The organism is Gilliamella sp. wkB292 (genome assembly GCF_001690235.1).
GTDB lineage: Bacteria > Pseudomonadota > Gammaproteobacteria > Enterobacterales > Orbaceae > Gilliamella > Gilliamella apicola_F.
The window spans coordinates 127,237-145,141 of sequence record NZ_LZGO01000078.1 but is presented as its reverse complement, the minus strand read 5'-3'; the positions used below and the strand labels follow the sequence as shown (position 1 = coordinate 145,141).

11 protein-coding genes are annotated in these 17,905 nt (G+C 35.5%); 1 reads left to right on the top strand and 10 read right to left on the bottom strand.

Annotation, left to right across the window (positions count from 1 at the left end):
* Positions 1-351: 351 nt before the first annotated feature.
* A complete protein-coding gene (locus A9G09_RS11195; RefSeq protein WP_065634922.1) occupies positions 352-2,586 on the bottom strand; it encodes an autotransporter outer membrane beta-barrel domain-containing protein in 2,235 nt (744 codons plus the stop codon).
* Between the two features lie 344 nt (positions 2,587-2,930).
* Positions 2,931-5,138, bottom strand: coding sequence for an autotransporter outer membrane beta-barrel domain-containing protein (locus tag A9G09_RS11190; protein ID WP_065634921.1), 2,208 nt, complete (start codon positions 5,136-5,138; stop codon positions 2,931-2,933).
* 409 nt (positions 5,139-5,547) lie between these two features.
* On the opposite strand from A9G09_RS11190, the gene A9G09_RS11185 reads away from it, so the two are divergent.
* The gene (locus A9G09_RS11185) at positions 5,548-6,468 is read left to right on the top strand and encodes an L-lactate dehydrogenase (protein WP_065634920.1); all 921 of its coding nucleotides are present in this window, start codon (positions 5,548-5,550) and stop codon (positions 6,466-6,468) included.
* 175 nt (positions 6,469-6,643) lie between these two features.
* On the opposite strand, the gene A9G09_RS11180 is transcribed toward A9G09_RS11185, so the two are convergent.
* From A9G09_RS11180 to ilvG, 8 genes are all read right to left on the bottom strand, one after another.
* On the bottom strand, positions 6,644-7,144 hold the full coding sequence (locus A9G09_RS11180) for a CbrC family protein (RefSeq protein ID WP_065634919.1): 501 nt from the start codon (positions 7,142-7,144) through the stop codon (positions 6,644-6,646).
* Between the two features lie 2 nt (positions 7,145-7,146).
* Positions 7,147-8,013: a hypothetical protein gene (locus A9G09_RS11175; RefSeq protein ID WP_065634918.1), complete on the bottom strand. Its 867-nt coding sequence runs from the start codon at positions 8,011-8,013 to the stop codon at positions 7,147-7,149.
* A gap of 424 nt (positions 8,014-8,437) precedes the next feature.
* The gene (locus A9G09_RS11170) at positions 8,438-10,807 is read right to left on the bottom strand and encodes a membrane-bound PQQ-dependent dehydrogenase, glucose/quinate/shikimate family (protein WP_065634917.1); all 2,370 of its coding nucleotides are present in this window, start codon (positions 10,805-10,807) and stop codon (positions 8,438-8,440) included.
* Positions 10,808-11,197: 390 nt separating this feature from the next.
* Positions 11,198-12,739: a threonine ammonia-lyase, biosynthetic gene (gene ilvA / locus A9G09_RS11165; RefSeq protein ID WP_255307745.1), complete on the bottom strand. Its 1,542-nt coding sequence runs from the start codon at positions 12,737-12,739 to the stop codon at positions 11,198-11,200.
* A 1-nt stretch (position 12,740) separates the two neighbouring features.
* Entirely contained in the window at positions 12,741-14,591 is a 1,851-nt protein-coding gene (gene ilvD / locus A9G09_RS11160; protein WP_065634915.1) for a dihydroxy-acid dehydratase, read from the bottom strand.
* 113 nt (positions 14,592-14,704) lie between these two features.
* The gene (locus A9G09_RS11155; protein WP_065634914.1) at positions 14,705-15,634 is read right to left on the bottom strand and encodes a branched-chain amino acid transaminase; all 930 of its coding nucleotides are present in this window, start codon (positions 15,632-15,634) and stop codon (positions 14,705-14,707) included.
* A 160-nt stretch (positions 15,635-15,794) separates the two neighbouring features.
* The gene (gene ilvM / locus A9G09_RS11150; RefSeq protein WP_176700980.1) at positions 15,795-16,028 is read right to left on the bottom strand and encodes an acetolactate synthase 2 small subunit; all 234 of its coding nucleotides are present in this window, start codon (positions 16,026-16,028) and stop codon (positions 15,795-15,797) included.
* Positions 16,028-17,707, bottom strand: a complete 1,680-nt coding sequence (gene ilvG, locus A9G09_RS11145; protein WP_065634912.1) for an acetolactate synthase 2 catalytic subunit — start codon at positions 17,705-17,707, stop codon at positions 16,028-16,030. Before ilvG ends, ilvM begins: the two co-directional genes overlap by 1 nt.
* Positions 17,708-17,905: the final 198 nt, after the last annotated feature.

Here is a 17,905-nt window from a genome sequence, read left to right as displayed (position 1 = left end):
AATCAATTAAATAGTAACAAAGTCGTGAGTTGTTATATCTGATATAATTGTTAGAAATAGTTATCTTTTTTTTACATAAGTATTATTATTTAAATGTTAATGAGAATTATTATCATTTAAATAATAAATGTCAAATTATTTTCACTTAGCGGGAATAAATATTTCACCATTTATCTATATGAATTCATTCTAAATAAAAACATTGTAAAATAGCAGACTATGTTCTCTATTTGATCAATAGATGATACGGTAAGAAAATTGCTGATTTATTGAGATAAAAATCACATTCATATGATTTAGAATGTGATTTTTAGTTTTTATATTATAATGCGGCTTTATGGTCTGGTTAGATTAGAAAGAATAACGGTAACCACCATTCACTTGTAGTAAATTAAATCGATTACCCGTAGAGCTTTCAACATCAAGGTAGATAGTATGTGCTTTATTAACTTGAGCACTTACACCTATGCTGTTATTCCACCAGTTTCCTTCAAATGAATGGCTCTCTTTATTTCCATTTAGTTTGTAATAAGTGTCGCCATCAAATTCCCGAACAATGCCTGTTTTAGCATAAAGATTAATGTTGCTATTTTCGGTATTGACTTGATAACCAAACAATGCAGAAGCACGACCAATTAATGAGTTATAGTTACCTAATTTGACGTTAAGCCCGTTGGTTGCATTAATTGATGTACCATTTTGGTGGCTATAAGCTATTTGCGTTTGTGGTTCAATATAAAAATCGTTAATTTGATATTTTTTACCTAGCTCTAATGATACGCCAAGTCCATTGGTATGACCGGTACCCTGAACGCGATTATCAGCAGTATCCCTGACTTTGAAATGATTTTTTTGACGTGCATATTTTGCTACACCATCTAGGTAGAAACCACTTTCATCTAAATACGTTGTATAAAGCCCTGTATTAAATGATCTTAAAGAACCATCGCCTTTACGGTAGTCAGGATCACCATAAGTTTGGCCAACAAAGGCACCAATAACAAACGGTGTGTTTTCTGATAACTGTTTATCGGCACCGAACTGGAATCCATGATAATTCATGTCAAACTTACTTAATTTACCGCTCGAAAATGAATCTAATTTTCCAGAAAAGCCCCTTAACCAAACATCGCCAAACGTACCACTATTCCGCATATCACCTAAACGTTTTAATAATGTTTGTGTTTCAACATAACTCATTAAATAGTTGGCATTTAAGAATCCAGCACTGGCATTTGCTGTTGTTGTAATTTGTGGTTTTGAGCTTGTGTTATTATCATTTTTATCTGTATTAGTAACAGTGCCATTACTCACTAATACCCAATTATTTCCATCTTTAGTTAAATGGTATTTATATCCACCTAACTCAACTTGATGATCGGTTTTAAATTCAGCGGTGCTGGTCGCATTTTCATTAATGTCTACCAATGTTAATTTTTCTTGTCCTGTGGTTTTTGAAGAGCCATTATTAATTAAATTAAGGGTATGATGACCTTCAGCCGACTTTGTGATAATGAGTTTATCACTTTTTTCAGCAACGATATCGGTACTCATTGTGAAAGTTAATGCACCTTTTAGGTTTTCAACAGTTAAATTTTTGAAAGATGGCGATCGAGTTTGAGTATTGTGATCAAATGTAACCGAACCAGCACCTGATAATTGCGTGATATAGGAATTAAAATCTTGGTCTTCGTCTTCATCTACCTCTCTATCAAGTATATTCCAAAGGGCGCCTTTACTTAGATCAATATTGATAAATCCGGGGTGAGCTTTATCATCTATATCTGAGTCAAAAAATTGATCTCTGCTGTCTGCTATACCGATAAATATTGAATCTGAAGCCAATTTTAAGTTAATTATTCCGTTATCCTCAGCAATTAAATCGGCCTGTATTTTTGAGCCTTCTGCCAAATCAAGATTAATATTACCACTATCATAAGCTTCGATTGTTCCATAAATATTTGATTTATTTTTTATTATTAGATTTGTTTTAAGTCCTGTTAAATCTTCATTATGCCCAGTAACATGAATACCATTATTAATCCAGGATTCCCCACTTAGTACTAATGTTCCAGTTTCCATGTCAATAGAATATCCTGAATAATAGTCGTCATCTCCGGCATCATCAAAGCTATTTAAAATAGTTTTTCCTTTGACCTCTACATAAATATCGCCATGATCCGCTTTATTTTGTGAAAAATGATCTGGGCTGATTGAGATAGCGCTGGGATGATAACCTTTTACATTGATAACTAGATCTTTTTCAAAGATTGTACGAGAATTTGTATTATTATTTGAATCAATAATATTTAATCCTGTTAAACTGATATGATCAGCTTCTCCTACGGAAGGATTAACTGTTTCAGATAAATTAATATTCACATTTTCATTAAAAGTAGCTTCACTATTTTTATTAATTATAATACCTGATTTAAGTAAAGAGTTATTTTCCGTAGAATCATCTATTTTATTAATATTGACTTCTTCGGTAAAAACTTGTTTACCATTTATATCTAAAGCCATTGCAGCTAATGGTGTGAACAATCCTAAACCTAACGCTATTTTTATGTTTTGTCTTAAATTCATTGTTCTATTCCTTATAGTCATAATACAGAATCAAATGGTGAAAATTTACTCAAACGCGTCAAATAATACACGATTATTCAAGTTTATAAAGACATTTTGTGCTTTACTTTTCTTTACAAAAGATAGAGGTAATATGAAGAGTAAAAACTGATTTATCGATTTCAATAATTAGGCATACTAACTCCTATGAAAGGATTTAGTATGTTTTATAACATCAATTTTCTGTTTAGCCATGTTAAGCAGCTTATAATTATTGAGAAAATAATAAAAAAATCACATTCATATGATTTAGAATGTGATTTTTAGTTTTTATATTTATAATGCGGCTTTATGGTCTGGTTAGATTAGAAAGAATAACGGTAACCACCATTCACTTGTAGTAAATTAAATCGATTACCCGTAGAGCTTTCAACATCTAGGTAAATAGTATGTGCTTTATTAACTTGAGCACTTACACCTATGCTGTTATTCCACCAGTTTCCTTCAAATGAATGGCTCTCTTTATTTCCATTTAGTTTGTAATAAGTATCGCCATCAAATTCCCGAACAATGCCTGTTTTAGCATAAAGGTTAATGTTGCTATTTTCGGTATTGACTTGATAACCAAACAATGCAGAAGCACGACCAATTAATGAGTTATAGTTACCTAATTTGACGTTAAGCCCGTTGGTTGCATTAATTGATGTACCATTTTGGTGGCTATAAGCTATTTGCGTTTGTGGTTCAATATAAAAATCGTTAATTTGATATTTTTTACCTAGCTCTAATGATACGCCAAGTCCATTGGTATGACCGGTACCCTGAACGCGATTATCAGCAGTATCCCTGACTTTGAAATGATTTTTTTGACGTGCATATTTTGCTACACCATCTAGGTAGAAACCACTTTCATCTAAATACGTTGTATAAAGCCCTGTATTAAATGATCTTAAAGAACCGTCGCCTTTACGGTAGTCAGGATCACCATAAGTTTGGCCAACAAAGGCACCAATAACAAACGGTGTGTTTTCTAATAACTGTTTATCGGCACCGAACTGGAATCCATGATAATTCATGTCAAACTTACTTAATTTTCCGCTCGAAAATGAATCTAATTTTCCAGAAAATCCCCTTAACCAAACATCGCCAAACGTACCACTATTCCGCATATCACCTAAACGTTTTAATAATGTTTGTGTTTCAACATAACTCATTAAATAGTTGGCATTTAAGAATCCAGCACTGGCATTTGCTGTTGTTGTAATTTGTGGTTTTGAGCTTGTGTTATTATCATTTTTATCCGGATTTTTATTATTATCAGTATTAGTAACAGCAGTGCCATTACTCACTAATACCCAATTATTTCCATCTTTAGTTAAATGGTATTTATATCCACCTAACTCAACTTGATGATCGGTTTTAAATTCAGCGGTGCTGGTCGCATTTTCATCAATGTCAACCAATGTTAATTTTTCTTTACCATTAGTATTTGCTGCGCCATTATTAATCAAATTAAGAGTATGATGACCTTCAGCTGAGTTTTTGATAATGAGTTTATCACTTTTTTCAGCAGCGATATCGGTACTCATTTTGAAAGTTAATGCACCTTTTAGGTTTTCAACAGTTAAATTTTTGAAAGAAGGCGATCGAGTTTGAGTATTGTGATCAAATGTAACCGATCCCGCACCTGATAATTGCGTGATATAGGAATTAAAATCTTGGTCTTCGTCTTCATCTACCTCTCTATCAAGTATATTCCAAAGGGCGCCTTTACTTAGATCAATATTGATAAATCCGGGGTGAGCTTTATCATCTATATCTGAGTCAAAAAATTGATCTCTGCTGTCTGCTGTACCAATAAATTGTGAATTTTCTGCTAATTTCAAATTGAGGATTCCATTGCTATAAGCATCCAATTTACCTTCAATTCGAGAACCTGATATTAACTCAATGTCTATTAAACTATTTTCATCAGCAAAAATATCTCCATTAATGATTGATCTATTTTTGATGGTTATTGTACCAAAATCATTGGCATAAATATCACCAATAATATGAGATTCTCCATTAAGTACAATTGATCCACTATCAACATAAATAGCAGAACCTCTCTCATCTGGATCTTGGCTGTTGGTCATACTTAATCTTGTTGTACCATTAAATATAATTGTACTAGAATTTAGTGCAACTACAGCGTCATCATAATGTGTACTTTCTAAATTAACAGTAACATCATTATTAAATATAGTTAACGTAGGTTGTTGAGGTTCTCCAGTATCAGATAAGCCTACTAAAATACCCGCGAAATTATTGTGATCTACATTATTAATATCTTTTTCAGAAAGATTTACCATTACTTTGTTATCAAAAGTAACATTGCTCCCTTCTGAAATTGCAATCCCAAAAAACGAATCTCTGTATAGGTCACCGTTATGTTTACTCACGGAATTAATTGTTGGAACATTTATTTCTTCGGTAACGACTTGATTTCCATTTACATCTAAACCCCATGTGGTCAATGGCGTAAATAATCCTACACCTAACGCTATCTTGATTCTTTGTTTCAGATTCATTGTTCTATTCCTTATAATTATATAAAAGATTAATAACACCAAAAGGTGAAAATTTATTCAAAGGGCTAAAATCATACATGAATATTTAGTCTTATAACAATAATTTATGTTTTATTTTTGTTACTATATTCAATGTAATATGTTGAATAAAATCCACCCTTCAACGTTAATCATCGATTTTAAGAAGCTTTGTTCAGCAAAAAAATTATTTTTAGTTGGAGGTAATATTATAAAAATAAATTAAGCAGTCATTTTCATAGATATTTTTTATAAGATTGGAGTTTTTGGGATACTAACTACGATCTACAATCATTTGCACTATAATTAATCAAATCTTGAATCTTAAAAAAACAGGAGTATAACTAAATCTAATTGTGAAATTTTTAAACTAAAATTAGGTAGGTTAAAGATGAAACTTCGTAAAGTGATGATTATTGGTGTTGGCAATGTCGGTTCTACAACCGCTTATACTTTTGTTAATCGTGGCATATGTGAAGAGATAGCGCTGGTCGATCTTAATAAAGATTTAGCCTATGGTCATGCACAAGATCTTTTGGATGCGGCAGCTTATCGGCAGAATATGATCAAAGTGACTTTACGTGAATCGACCGATTGTGCTGATATTGATATTGCAATTATTACAGTAACTTCAGGATTAGCGCAAAAAAGCCGTGATGAGGAGCTTGCAGGCACATCTAAAATTGTGGCAGGTATTGTGCCGAATATGATGAAAAATGGTTTCAAGGGCATTTTTTTGATAGCAACCAATCCTTGTGATGCAATTACTTATCAAGTTTGGAAATTATCAGGTTTACCTCGTCATCGAGTTATTGGTACAGGCGTTTGGCTTGATACCGTGCGATTACGTCGCTTACTAGGTGAGCAAATGGATATTGGCCCACAAAGCATCGATGCCTTTATAGTTGGTGAGCACGGTGATTCACAATTTCCGGTTTGGTCTCATTCTTCAGTTTATGGTATTAATCTTAATCAACTTGAAAAAAATAAAATTGATTTTGTTGATATTGGGACTAAAGCAAAAAACAAAGGTTTTGAAATCGTTAAATATAAGCATTGTACTGAATATGGTATCGCCAGTACCATTACTGAAATTTGTCAGCATATTTTTACTAATAGCCATCGAGCTTTAGCGCTTAGTTGTGTTTTAGATGGGGAATATGGCTATAAGGACGTCGCTATAGGGGTACCGGCAATTTTGGATCAACATGGTATTAAAAAAGTGATTCAACTTGACTTTAACGATCATGAAAAACAGCTGTTTGATAAAAGCATTAATATTGTGAAAGGTTATATTCAACATATTAATTAATTTTATTAGGTTTCTAATTTATGTCATGCTTTTATCAGCAACGGAGCGATATCGATAAGTCTTCTGTTTGATTCTATTTTAAGCCGATTGATAAATCGGCTTCATCGTTTTGTACCATTTGATTTTTGATGATTGGGTAAATTAACTTCATGAAAATGGTGTGTAGTTATGTTCGTTAGTTACAATCAATATGCAATCTTTTCTTACCACATTGAATACACTCAAATAGATAACCAGTCATTGAGCCATCTTTAGATAATGACGTTCTTAATAACTCCTCTGGGTAATCAATATCATTTTTAATCTCATCAAAATAGGGGATAATTTCTGCAAATCCTACATAACCGATAAATGCACAAGGCTCATTACAATGCGTTAACCATACTTCTTGCTGCCATGATGAATAACTTGGTGTTTTTAATATGAGCTCTTCAAGCTTTTCAGGCGATAGCTCATCTATACCGTAACCATCATTGAATTGACCGTGATATTTTTTTGCCGCAGAACCATCAGCAATACACCATGGGCAGATATATTTAGGCTCTTCTTGGCTATAAAGGGGTAAGTCATATTTTATTGAACGAATTTTATGACAAACCGAGCAAATCCCATCTTTTTGACTAAAAATGTCTAGCTGATAAGCGTTGGGATGATATTTAAAAGTAGGTAAACACATACTTAATCCTCAATAATACCAATTCTTTTTTGCAATGTTTTCAATTCAGCAGAACTTAGAAAATAATGAATAGAATTTTTAATATAATTAGCTATTTGTTTATATGTTTGCAAATTTTCGGATACCGGATAACAATCAATATAGTTGCTAAAAGCCACGATATCAGCAACATCGGCAAACTGTTGTTTGGTAAGTTTATTCAAATATTGCTTTAAATTTTTAGTTTGACAGTTAACAGGAGGGGCTTGTAAGTAAAATTGATTGTCATGAAATTGATAAGTTAAATTAATCGTTTGTTTATATTGATAGATATTGTCTTTAACTTCTGCTACATAACCAAGTTCATAAACTGCGTCTAGTTTAATATGAAATAGTTGATCTTTAATCGTGGATGAAAAGAAAAACAAGTGATCTTCATGTCCAGTTTTTCCCGCTATCATTAATTCATCTAGATATTTTCCATTTTTGTCAAAAGCATTAATTAATTTGATATCTTCGTTGATACCTTCGCCTATACTATCAAAAGTTAACTCATAGAGTATAAATTTGATATCACCCATTTCAAAGCGACCAATCGCTTTTAGATCTGTTAGCGTAAAATAATTGTCGGTTTGAACAGTTGGTTTATCATAATAGCGATAATCATCATCATCGAAATGAAAAAATTTGCTATCAACATATATTCCATTGGCAGTGTTATTGCTATCAATAGGCATAGATAAAACAGGTAAACTTTGATAGAAGTCATCGAAGGAATCAAAATGCTTTCTATGATTAAATGAGTTATCATCGGCAAACACTACATGAGTGTTAAACAGAGTAAAACAATAAAACATCGCTAAATATAAGATTGAAACTATTTTTTTCATTTCCCTATAAAATCCATTTTTATCCGTGAAGATTTCAAATTCATGCTGTAAAGTCTATACCATTATAACGTAATAAGTTTATCTTTCTGCAATGATATATTTGAATTACTATTCATTTATTCAAACAAATTATGACATTACATTTAGCAAAAAATTCATATTTATTTTATTGATCGAGACTAAAGCATTTAGCAATGGGAGAATTGTTTAAAATTATAGAAATAATTGAAAATAGATTTTGTGATAGCGGCAATTTCGCCAATCAGTCTAGGAAAAGGTCTGTGTTTTAATTAAATAGAACAGTTTGATTAGACTGTTTATATTTAATAGACTCATTGATATCTTATTTTATCTGCCATTATATCGATGAAACTATACGATATAATGGCAGTTATCATGAAGCTAAAACTATTTTAGCTAACAACTATTTTTTATCAGGTAAAGCATAAGCAATAACATAATCGCCACGAACTGGTGATTGTCTTGCTCCACTTGCTGAGATGACAATATATTGTTTACCTGTTTTAGGTGATACATAGGTCATTGGTGTACCTTGACTACCGACGGGTAAACGTGCTTTCCAAATTTCTTCTCCTGTCACAGAATCAAATGCACGAAGATAGAAGTCTTGCGTTGCAGCAAAGAATAAAAGACCCGATTTAGTTGCCATTGGTCCACCAATGGTTGGCATACCAATTGGCGCAGGTAAATGCATTGGGATGCCTAAAATACCTGTATCCATAACTGTACCTAAAGGTTTTTGCCATACAATTTGTCGAGATTTAAGATCGATGGCTGTCATGGTTCCGTAAGGTGGTTTTTGACATGGAACACCTAACGCAGAGGTAAATCTTAAACGCATCGCTCCAAATGGTGTCCCTTTTTGTGGCACAATACCCATTTCAATACCGCTAGCATTTTTAGGGATATTATCTTGAGGGATCATCCAGTTAGTTAAACCAATTCGCATATCATTAACGAACATTAAGTTGGTTTGTGGATCAACCGCGACACTGCCCCAGTTCATGCCACCTAATGATCCCGGATATTGCAAAGTTTTGGTCATATTTGGTGGTGTAAATAAACCATGATAGACAGAACCAGCAAAGTCAATTCGGCAAAGTAATTGATCATAAGGTGTGGCACCCCACATATCAAATTCAGTCAAGGTTTCGTTACCAATTGATGGCATACCTACTGAGAATGGCTGAGTAGGGGAGTAATATTCACCTGCTACATCACCTTTTGCTACAGGTTTTTCTTGAACTTCAGCAACAGGTTTACCGGTCTGACGATCTAACATGAAGATCTGACCTGATTTAGTGGTTTGGACGATAACTTTTGTAACGCCACCTTTTCCATCAGGAATGTCGTAGAGTAAAGGTTGTGATGGTAAGTCATAGTCCCATAAATCATGATGAGCTGTTCTAAATTTCCAGCGAATTTGTCCAGTTTTACGGTCTAGGGCAACAATTGATGAGTTATATTCATCATCGTATTTTGTTCTATAGCCACCGAAAAAGTCAGGTGTTGCATTACCTGTTGGTGCATAAACAAGATCAAGTTCTGGATCGTAAGCTGTCGTTGCCCAGACGTTTACTGTGCCGCGTGTATAGGTTTCATTAGCTGGCGGAACATCTGTTATGTTTGGATTGCCTGGATCCCATGCCCAAACTAATTTACCTGAATGGACATCAAAAGCACGAACAACGCCACCTGGTTCATTAACTGAGAAGTTATCAGCAACGCGGCCACCTACAACAATGACATCTTTCGCCACTAAAGGTGCAGCAGTTGGCTCATAATAACCCGGAGGAATATCACCCATATCTTTTTTCAGATCAACAACGCCTTGTTCGCCAAAGTCTTCACACAATTTACCGGTATTTGCATCAATAGCCATTAACCTAGCATCAATTGTGTTCATGATGATACGTGCTGAACATGCCTTTGCATTATTACTCGCATCGTCTAACGTTTTTTGGTCTTCATAGTAGGCTAATCCACGGCAACGTTGCCAGTTAGGTGAAGTCGCTTTAGGATCATAACGCCATTTTTGCTCTCCACTATCGGCATCTAAAGCGATGACAACATTTGTTGGGGTACATAAATAGACATTATCGCCAATTTGTAAAGGTGTTTCTTGGTCTTCTGGACCTGAACCACTATTAGAAGGAATATAACCTGTGTGATAAGTCCAAGCAACTTGGAGATCTTTAACATTTTGTTTAGTGATTTGATCTGCACCTGAAAAACGTGTGCCTTTAGTCGTATTAGCATATTGCTTCCAATCTATAGGCGCATCACTTGGATCGAGTTTATTATTGGCTAAAGGGACGGGATTTGTAATAACATTATGTTCTTTGAACATAAAGCCAAGGGCAATGCCCATTAAGACTAAAATAAATATACCCAATTTATAACCGCCATTACCAGCAGTCGTATCGCCAGTTTCTTTTTTCTCAAGCATTGGATAGGCAAATGCAATAAGCATTGCAAAACCAGTAAATACCATTAAACGTGAGAAAAGCGGCCAAAATTGTAAGCCAACTTCATATAAAGCCCAAATTAGAGTTAGTGCGTAAGCTAAACCATATAGCCAAGCCCCTTTGGTGCTTTGTCTAAATAATAAAAGCGACGTGATTATTTGTACTAACCCCATAATCGCAAAATACCAGCTACCGCCTAGTGCGATCAATTTAAATCCATAAATTGTACAAAATAAACCGCTCGCTAATAAAATAATGGCAACTAGCCATAAATAAAATTTACGGGCACCTGCAATTTTTATCATGAATCATCCTTATGTTGTTAAGTGTTACTTTCTTAACTCATCTTTTTGCATAAACATTAGATGAAAATAACTATTTTCCATCTATAATAATTAACAAAATTGAGTTATATCCTATTGATTAATAATAATGAATTAGAAGACAAACATCCCTATTCACATCCTAACTAGACTTGAAAATTGTTGAATAAACATTCTACTAATATGCACTGAATAATTATGGGAATCAATAGGCAACAGATGATATTTTTACTTTAAAATAGACAATTAAAATTTAGCTAAATTTTTCATTTGTTACTGTTAAAATGAGTTAAATTCAAGCAAATATACTTTAATGTTATCTTAATAGGATTACCCAATAATTTTTTGGGTAATCCATATTTTTATTAAAAATTACGATTGATTTGTAAGGAAAAGTTTGAGTGATGGATTGTGCGTTTCATTATGAAAATCGTAACCGAGTTCGGTTAAATGTTGATTAAACTGATTATAGCTACTTTCATCGATTTCAAAAGCGGCAAGTACTCTTCCATAATCCGTGCCATGACTGCGATAATGGAACATTGAAATATTCCAATTTGTGCCCAATGTTTGCAAGAATTTAAGAAGTGCACCTTGTGATTCAGGAAATTCGAAACTGTATACTTGCTCTTCAATATGTTTGCATGGTTTGCCGCCAATCATATATCGAACATGTAATTTAGCCATTTCATCTTCAGTCAAGTCAACCACAGCATAACCAGCTGAAATTAATTCCTGCATAATTTCATCTTTTTCGTCACTTTTGGTAATTTTTACACCGACAAAAACGCATGCTGATTGCTCATCATGATAACGGTAATTAAATTCAGTGACTGAACGCCCACCTAGCAGTTGGCAAAATTTCAAAAAACTACCTTTCTTTTCTGGAATCGTCACAGCTAAAAGGACTTCGCGTTTTTCACCTAGTTCACAGCGTTCTGATACGTAACGTAAACTATGAAAGTTTAAATTAGCCCCAGATAAAATATGAGCCAGGTTTTCGCCACAAATATTGTGCTTAGCAACATACTTTTTCAGACCTGCTAAGGCTACTGCACCTGATGGTTCGGCAATTGCTCGCACATCGTCAAATAAATCTTTTACTGCCGCGCAAATTTCGTCACTATCAACAGTGATAATATCATCAATGTACTGTTGACAAAGTCTAAATGTTTCATCACCTATTCGTTTAACAGCAACCCCTTCAGCAAATAAGCCTACTCGATTTAAATCGACAGGTTTACCCGCATCAAGAGCAGCTTTTAAACATGCGGCATCTTCTGGTTCAACCGCAATCACTTTGATTGATGGCATAATTTGCTTAATTAATACTGCAATGCCCGCAGCAAGCCCGCCGCCCCCAACAGGGACAAATATGCGATCGAGTTTAGCATTTTGCTGTAGTAACTCCATAGCAATACTTCCTTGCCCGGCAATCACTAAGGGGTGATCAAAAGGCGGGATAAAGACGCGATTTTGTTCTTCAACCAGCTCTATTGCTTTGGCTTTTGCTTCATCAAAATTGGCGCCATAAAGTAATACCTCACCACCAAAACCTTTTACCGCTTCCACCTTAATGTCAGCGGTGGTTAATGGCATCACAATTAGGGAGTTTATCCCTAATTTACTCGCCGATAGCGCAACGCCTTGCGCATGGTTACCAGCCGATGCCGCAATTACACCTCGTTTGCGCTGTTCTTCGGTAAGGCTTGCTATCATCGCTTGAGCACCACGAATTTTAAAACTGTGTACTAATTGGCGATCTTCCCGTTTAACAAAAATTTGGTTATGTAACCTTAAAGAAATCTTTTCCATTTTTTCAAGCGGGGTCACTTGTGCAACATCATATACGGCTGAACAAAGTGTCGCTTTTAGATAATCTGCACCAGTGAGCTTATTCTCTTCTTTTTTCACATTAGCCACCTAATTTACTTTTATCACGAACCGCGCCTTTGTCGGCACTTGTTGCTAAACTGGCATAGGCTTTAAGGGCAAATGATACATAGCGATCGCGATCATGAGGCGTAAAGGCTTTATCGCCACGTTCCATTTCAGCCACTCGACGTCTTTCAAGTTCAGATACAGGAACATCTAACACTAATTTACGGTTTGGAATATCAATATCGATAATGTCTCCATCACGGACTAATCCTATTAATCCACCATTAGCCGCTTCAGGTGAAATATGACCAATGGATAGACCAGAAGAACCACCAGAAAAACGACCATCAGTAATAAGTGCACATTTTTTGCCTAATCCCATTGATTTTAAATAGCTGGTAGGGTAAAGCATTTCTTGCATACCAGGTCCACCTTTTGGTCCTTCATAGATGATTACAACTACATCACCTTCAACAACTCGCCCTCCCAAGATTGCATCAACCGCATCTTCTTGGCTTTCGTAAACTTTAGCAGGGCCGCGGAATACTAAGTTTTCAGCCGCTACCCCAGCTGTTTTAACAATTGCGCCATCTTCTGCAAGGTTACCATAAAGTGTGGCAAGACCTCCATCTTGGCTATAAGCGTGTTCTTTGTCGCGAATACAGCCATTTACTCGGTCATCATCTAAGCTATCCCAATAGCAATCTTGTGAAAATGCTTTCGTTGTACGAATACCGGCAGGGCCGCTTCGATACATTTTTTTCACTGATTCATCTTTGGTTTGGGTGATATCATATTGTGCAAAGGTTTCGTGTAAAGAGAGTCCTAATACATTGTGAACATCACGATTAAGTAATCCAGCTTTATCAAGTTCAGACAAGATAGAAACCACACCACCCGCTCTATGTACATCTTCCATATGATACAGCGCTGTACTTGGCGCAACCTTACATAAATGAGGGACTTTACGTGATAATCTATCAATATCAGACATAGTAAAGTCGATTTCACCTTCTTGCGCTGTGGCGAGTAAGTGTAACACCGTGTTGGTTGAACCCCCCATGGCGATATCTAAAGACATGGCATTTTCATAAGCAGCTTTAGTTGCAATAGAACGCGGAAGGTAAGATTCATCATCATGTTCATAATAACGTTTCGTGATTTCAACTATGCGTTTAGCTGCTTTTAAAAATAGCTGTTCGCGCTGTTTGTGCGTTGCAACTAATGATCCATTACCTGGTAATGAAAGGCCCAAAGCTTCAGTTAAGCAGTTCATTGAATTTGCGGTAAACATACCCGAGCATGAACCACAAGTTGGACATGCTGATTCCTCAATAGCTTTGCTGTCAGAATCACTGACATTTGGGTTTGCGCTTTGAATCATGGCATCAACTAAATCCAACTTAATAATTTGATCTGAAAGTTTAGTTTTACCTGCTTCCATTGGACCACCAGACACAAATACCGTTGGAATATTTAAACGGAGTGATGCCATTAACATGCCAGGTGTGATTTTGTCACAGTTTGAAATACAGATCATGGCGTCAGCACAATGGGCATTAACCATGTATTCTACAGAGTCAGCGATTAATTCTCGTGATGGTAATGAATAAAGCATACCACCATGCCCCATGGCGATACCGTCATCGACAGCAATTGTATTAAATTCTTTGGCAATGCCACCACATGCTTCAATTTCTTTTGCTACCAGCTGACCTATATCTTTTAAATGAACATGGCCAGGTACAAATTGTGTGAATGAGTTAACCACCGCAATAATGGGTTTACCAAAGTCTTCATTTTTTACGCCTGTTGCACGCCATAAAGCGCGGGCACCCGCCATGTTGCGACCTTCTATAGAGGTGGCTGAACGATATTTAGGCATTTCTTGCTCCCAATTTTTTATGTAGCGACCGATTCCTATCGGTTGATAATTTTGTATCGTAACTTTAAATAGCCAATCCACTAAAATGAATTAGTGGATTAGAAAAATAACGTTTATTTAACTGGATCTAACCAACCATATTTATCTTCGGTTTTACCGTTAAATAAACCAAAGAAAGTTTGTTGGATTTGTTTTGTGATTGGGCCACAACGACCAATACCAACTTGAATTCGGTCAACACTACGTACTGGTGTGATTTCGGCCGCGGTACCTGTCATAAATACTTCGTCAGCAAGGTATAGTGATTCACGTGAAAGTGTTTGTTCACGTACTTCAATTCCTAGATCACGTGCAAGTGTGATGATAGCATCACGGGTGATTCCCGGAAGTGCTGATGATGATAGTAATGGAGTAAATAATATGCCGTCTTTTACGATAAATAGGTTTTCGCCTGAACCTTCAGAAAGCTGACCATTTACATCTAACGCAATCCCTTCTTGGAAGCCATTAGCTCGAGCTTCTGATCCGATAAGTAGTGACGATAAGTAGTTCCCTCCCGCTTTAGCCGCTGCTGGGATAGTATTTGGTGCAAAACGGTTCCATGATGATACCATTGCATCAATACCTTGTTCTAAGGCATCTTCACCAAGGTAAGCGCCCCATGGGAATGCCGCGATCATCACATCGGTTTTGTAGCCGGCTGGTGGAATAACGCCCATGCCAACATCACCAATAAAGACTAAAGGGCGGATGTATGCACTTTCAAGATTATTTTTTTTGATGACTTGGCGTGTTGCTTCCATGATCTCTTCTAACGTATAAGGGACAGGAAAACGATAAATCTTGGCTGAATTTAATAATCGTTGAGCATGCTCTTTATGACGAAAGATAACCGGGCCTTTATGTGTGTTATAACAACGCACACCTTCAAAAACAGAGGTACCATAATGCAAAGCATGAGACATGACATGTATTTTTGCATCAGCCCATGGAACCATTTCACCATTCAACCAAATATAATCAGATTTCGCTGTAGTACCCATTTTGTTTTCCTCTCAATTTTACTTTTTGTTAAGCAAGTATGTTGCTTTATCTTTATTCTTTTAAAGGTCAAGCATTATACTATTAACTTTGTTTAACTTTCTAAATATATCTATATTATTTTTAATTATTATTTCATCGACAGTTATCGATGAAACAAATTCATATTTCAACTGAAATCACATCCACTAATTTGTTAATTTGATTGCATAAAGCTGAAACGCTGCGTTCCGTGGTGCATGTCAACACTAAGGCAAAAATATGTTGATCTTCAATTTGCATTGTTAAGTTTTCAATATGCGCACCACGATGACGAATGACACGTAAAATACGCTCTAGCGCCCCTAAATTGTCATAAGCTTTTATGCATATTTGCTGTTTCGTTCTTTCATTCATCATTTATTGTTTCCCTTTTTATCTAACATATTTTCATTAGATGCACCTGGTGGTACTAATGGCCAAACGTTTTCTAATTCATCAATGCAAACATGCAATAAATAAGCATTAGGCGAATTGAGCATGTTAGTTATTGCTGGTTCAATTTCAGATTTTTTTGTTATTTTTTCACCCTCTATATCAAATGCTTTGGCTAGCATTAAAAAATCGGGGTTATCAGATAAATTAGTTTCACTATAGCGTTGGTTAAAAAATAACTCTTGCCATTGCCTAACCATACCTAAACGTTGATTATCAATTAAAACAATCTTTATCGGTAACTTTTTACGTTTAATTGTAGTGAGTTCTTGAATATTCATCATGATAGAACCATCACCAGAAATACAAATTACACAGTCATTAGGTCTGGCGAGTTGAGCGCCAATTGCCGCAGGTAATCCAAATCCCATGGTGCCGAGTCCACTTGAGGTAATAAAATTTTTGGGATCATTAAATTGCATATGTTGTGCCGTCCACATTTGGTGTTGACCGACATCGGTTGTTACAATTGTAGTGGGTGATTTTCGCTCAGATAGTGTTTTTAATAATGCTGGTGCATAAATTGGATCGCCAGGATGATCATAACGAGTTGGATATAGGTTTTTCAATTCTTGAATTTTGTTATGCCAGTCATCTATTGCAACAGTTTGATGAATCAGTGGTAAAACGTTTTTAATATCACCTTGTAATCCTAAATGGGTTTGCTTTAATTTATTAATTTCAGCTTGATCAATATCGATGTGAATCACTTTGGCATGTCGAGCAAATTCATTTAAATTGCCAGTGACCCGGTCATCAAACCTTACACCTAAAGCAATTAATAGATCACACTCTTGCACAGCTAAATTAGCTGCTTTTGAACCATGCATACCAATTAGCCCTAGATAATAAGGGTTATTAATATCAGCAGCGCCCAAACCTTTAAGTGTTGATACACTTGGTATTTGAGTAAAATTCATAAACTGTCTAAGCTCATCAATCGCGCCAGATAAACCAACCCCACCGCCAATATATAGCATGGGTTTTTTAGCTTGGGATATCATGGTTTTAGCAAGTTCAATGTCAGCAGGGGAGATATTTGATTTTGTAGTATTAGTAAGATTACGTTGAGTTGTGATTGGCGATAAATATTTTTGATAATTAAGATCTGCAAGCTGAATATCTTTAGGAACATCAATAAGTATTGGTCCTGGCCTGCCTGAATTAGCTAAATAAAAAGCCTCTTCTAAAATGTTGGGTAAGTTTTCTGCTTGATCAATTAAATAACTGTGTTTAGTGCAAGCTAATGATAATCCCAAAACATCCACTTCTTGAAATGCATCGGTACCAATTAATTTATTTGGAACTTGCCCAGTTATGGCAACAATTGGAACCGAATCAATCAACGCATCAGCAAGTCCGGTAATAATATTGGTTGCCCCAGGTCCAGAAGTTGCAATACAAACGCCAATTTTGCCGGTGGCCCTAGCATAGCCTATGGCTGCCATAGCCGCACCTTGTTCGTGGCGGCATAAAACATGTTCAATACCACCATCATAAAGAGCGTCATAAAGAGGCATAATTTGTCCACCAGGATATCCAAAAACGGTGGTGACGCCTTTTTCTTTTAAGGTTTTTACTATCCACTGTGTTCCTAACATTTCTTCCTCACTTATTTTATTCAGCTCATTTATTATTCATAAAAAAACCCCCGCTTTTGGGGGCGGGGGTTTTAATTCTATGTATAAACATATTTTTACATCGAAAAACGCCCCCGCGCAGGAATAATGACCACGCTGACTAGGATATTAATGAGGACGTTTTTACGTAAAAAGTTCATAAGCTTATATATTAAAATT

What these genes read in the sequence shown, in the direction of transcription:
- ilvM (WP_176700980.1), bottom strand. Translation starts at nt 16,028, where the DNA reads ATGAATGAAAGAACGAAACAGCAAATATGCATAAAAGCTTATGACAAT.
- A9G09_RS11180 (WP_065634919.1), bottom strand. Translation starts at nt 7,144, where the DNA reads ATGTGTTTACCTACTTTTAAATATCATCCCAACGCTTATCAGCTAGAC.
- A9G09_RS11175 (WP_065634918.1), bottom strand. Translation starts at nt 8,013, where the DNA reads ATGAAAAAAATAGTTTCAATCTTATATTTAGCGATGTTTTATTGTTTT.
- A9G09_RS11155 (WP_065634914.1), bottom strand. Translation starts at nt 15,634, where the DNA reads ATGGGTACTACAGCGAAATCTGATTATATTTGGTTGAATGGTGAAATG.
- ilvG (WP_065634912.1), bottom strand. Translation starts at nt 17,707, where the DNA reads ATGTTAGGAACACAGTGGATAGTAAAAACCTTAAAAGAAAAAGGCGTC.
- A9G09_RS11195 (WP_065634922.1), bottom strand. Translation starts at nt 2,586, where the DNA reads ATGAATTTAAGACAAAACATAAAAATAGCGTTAGGTTTAGGATTGTTC.
- A9G09_RS11190 (WP_065634921.1), bottom strand. Translation starts at nt 5,138, where the DNA reads ATGAATCTGAAACAAAGAATCAAGATAGCGTTAGGTGTAGGATTATTT.
- A9G09_RS11170 (WP_065634917.1), bottom strand. Translation starts at nt 10,807, where the DNA reads ATGATAAAAATTGCAGGTGCCCGTAAATTTTATTTATGGCTAGTTGCC.
- A9G09_RS11185 (WP_065634920.1), top strand. Translation starts at nt 5,548, where the DNA reads ATGAAACTTCGTAAAGTGATGATTATTGGTGTTGGCAATGTCGGTTCT.
- ilvD (WP_065634915.1), bottom strand. Translation starts at nt 14,591, where the DNA reads ATGCCTAAATATCGTTCAGCCACCTCTATAGAAGGTCGCAACATGGCG.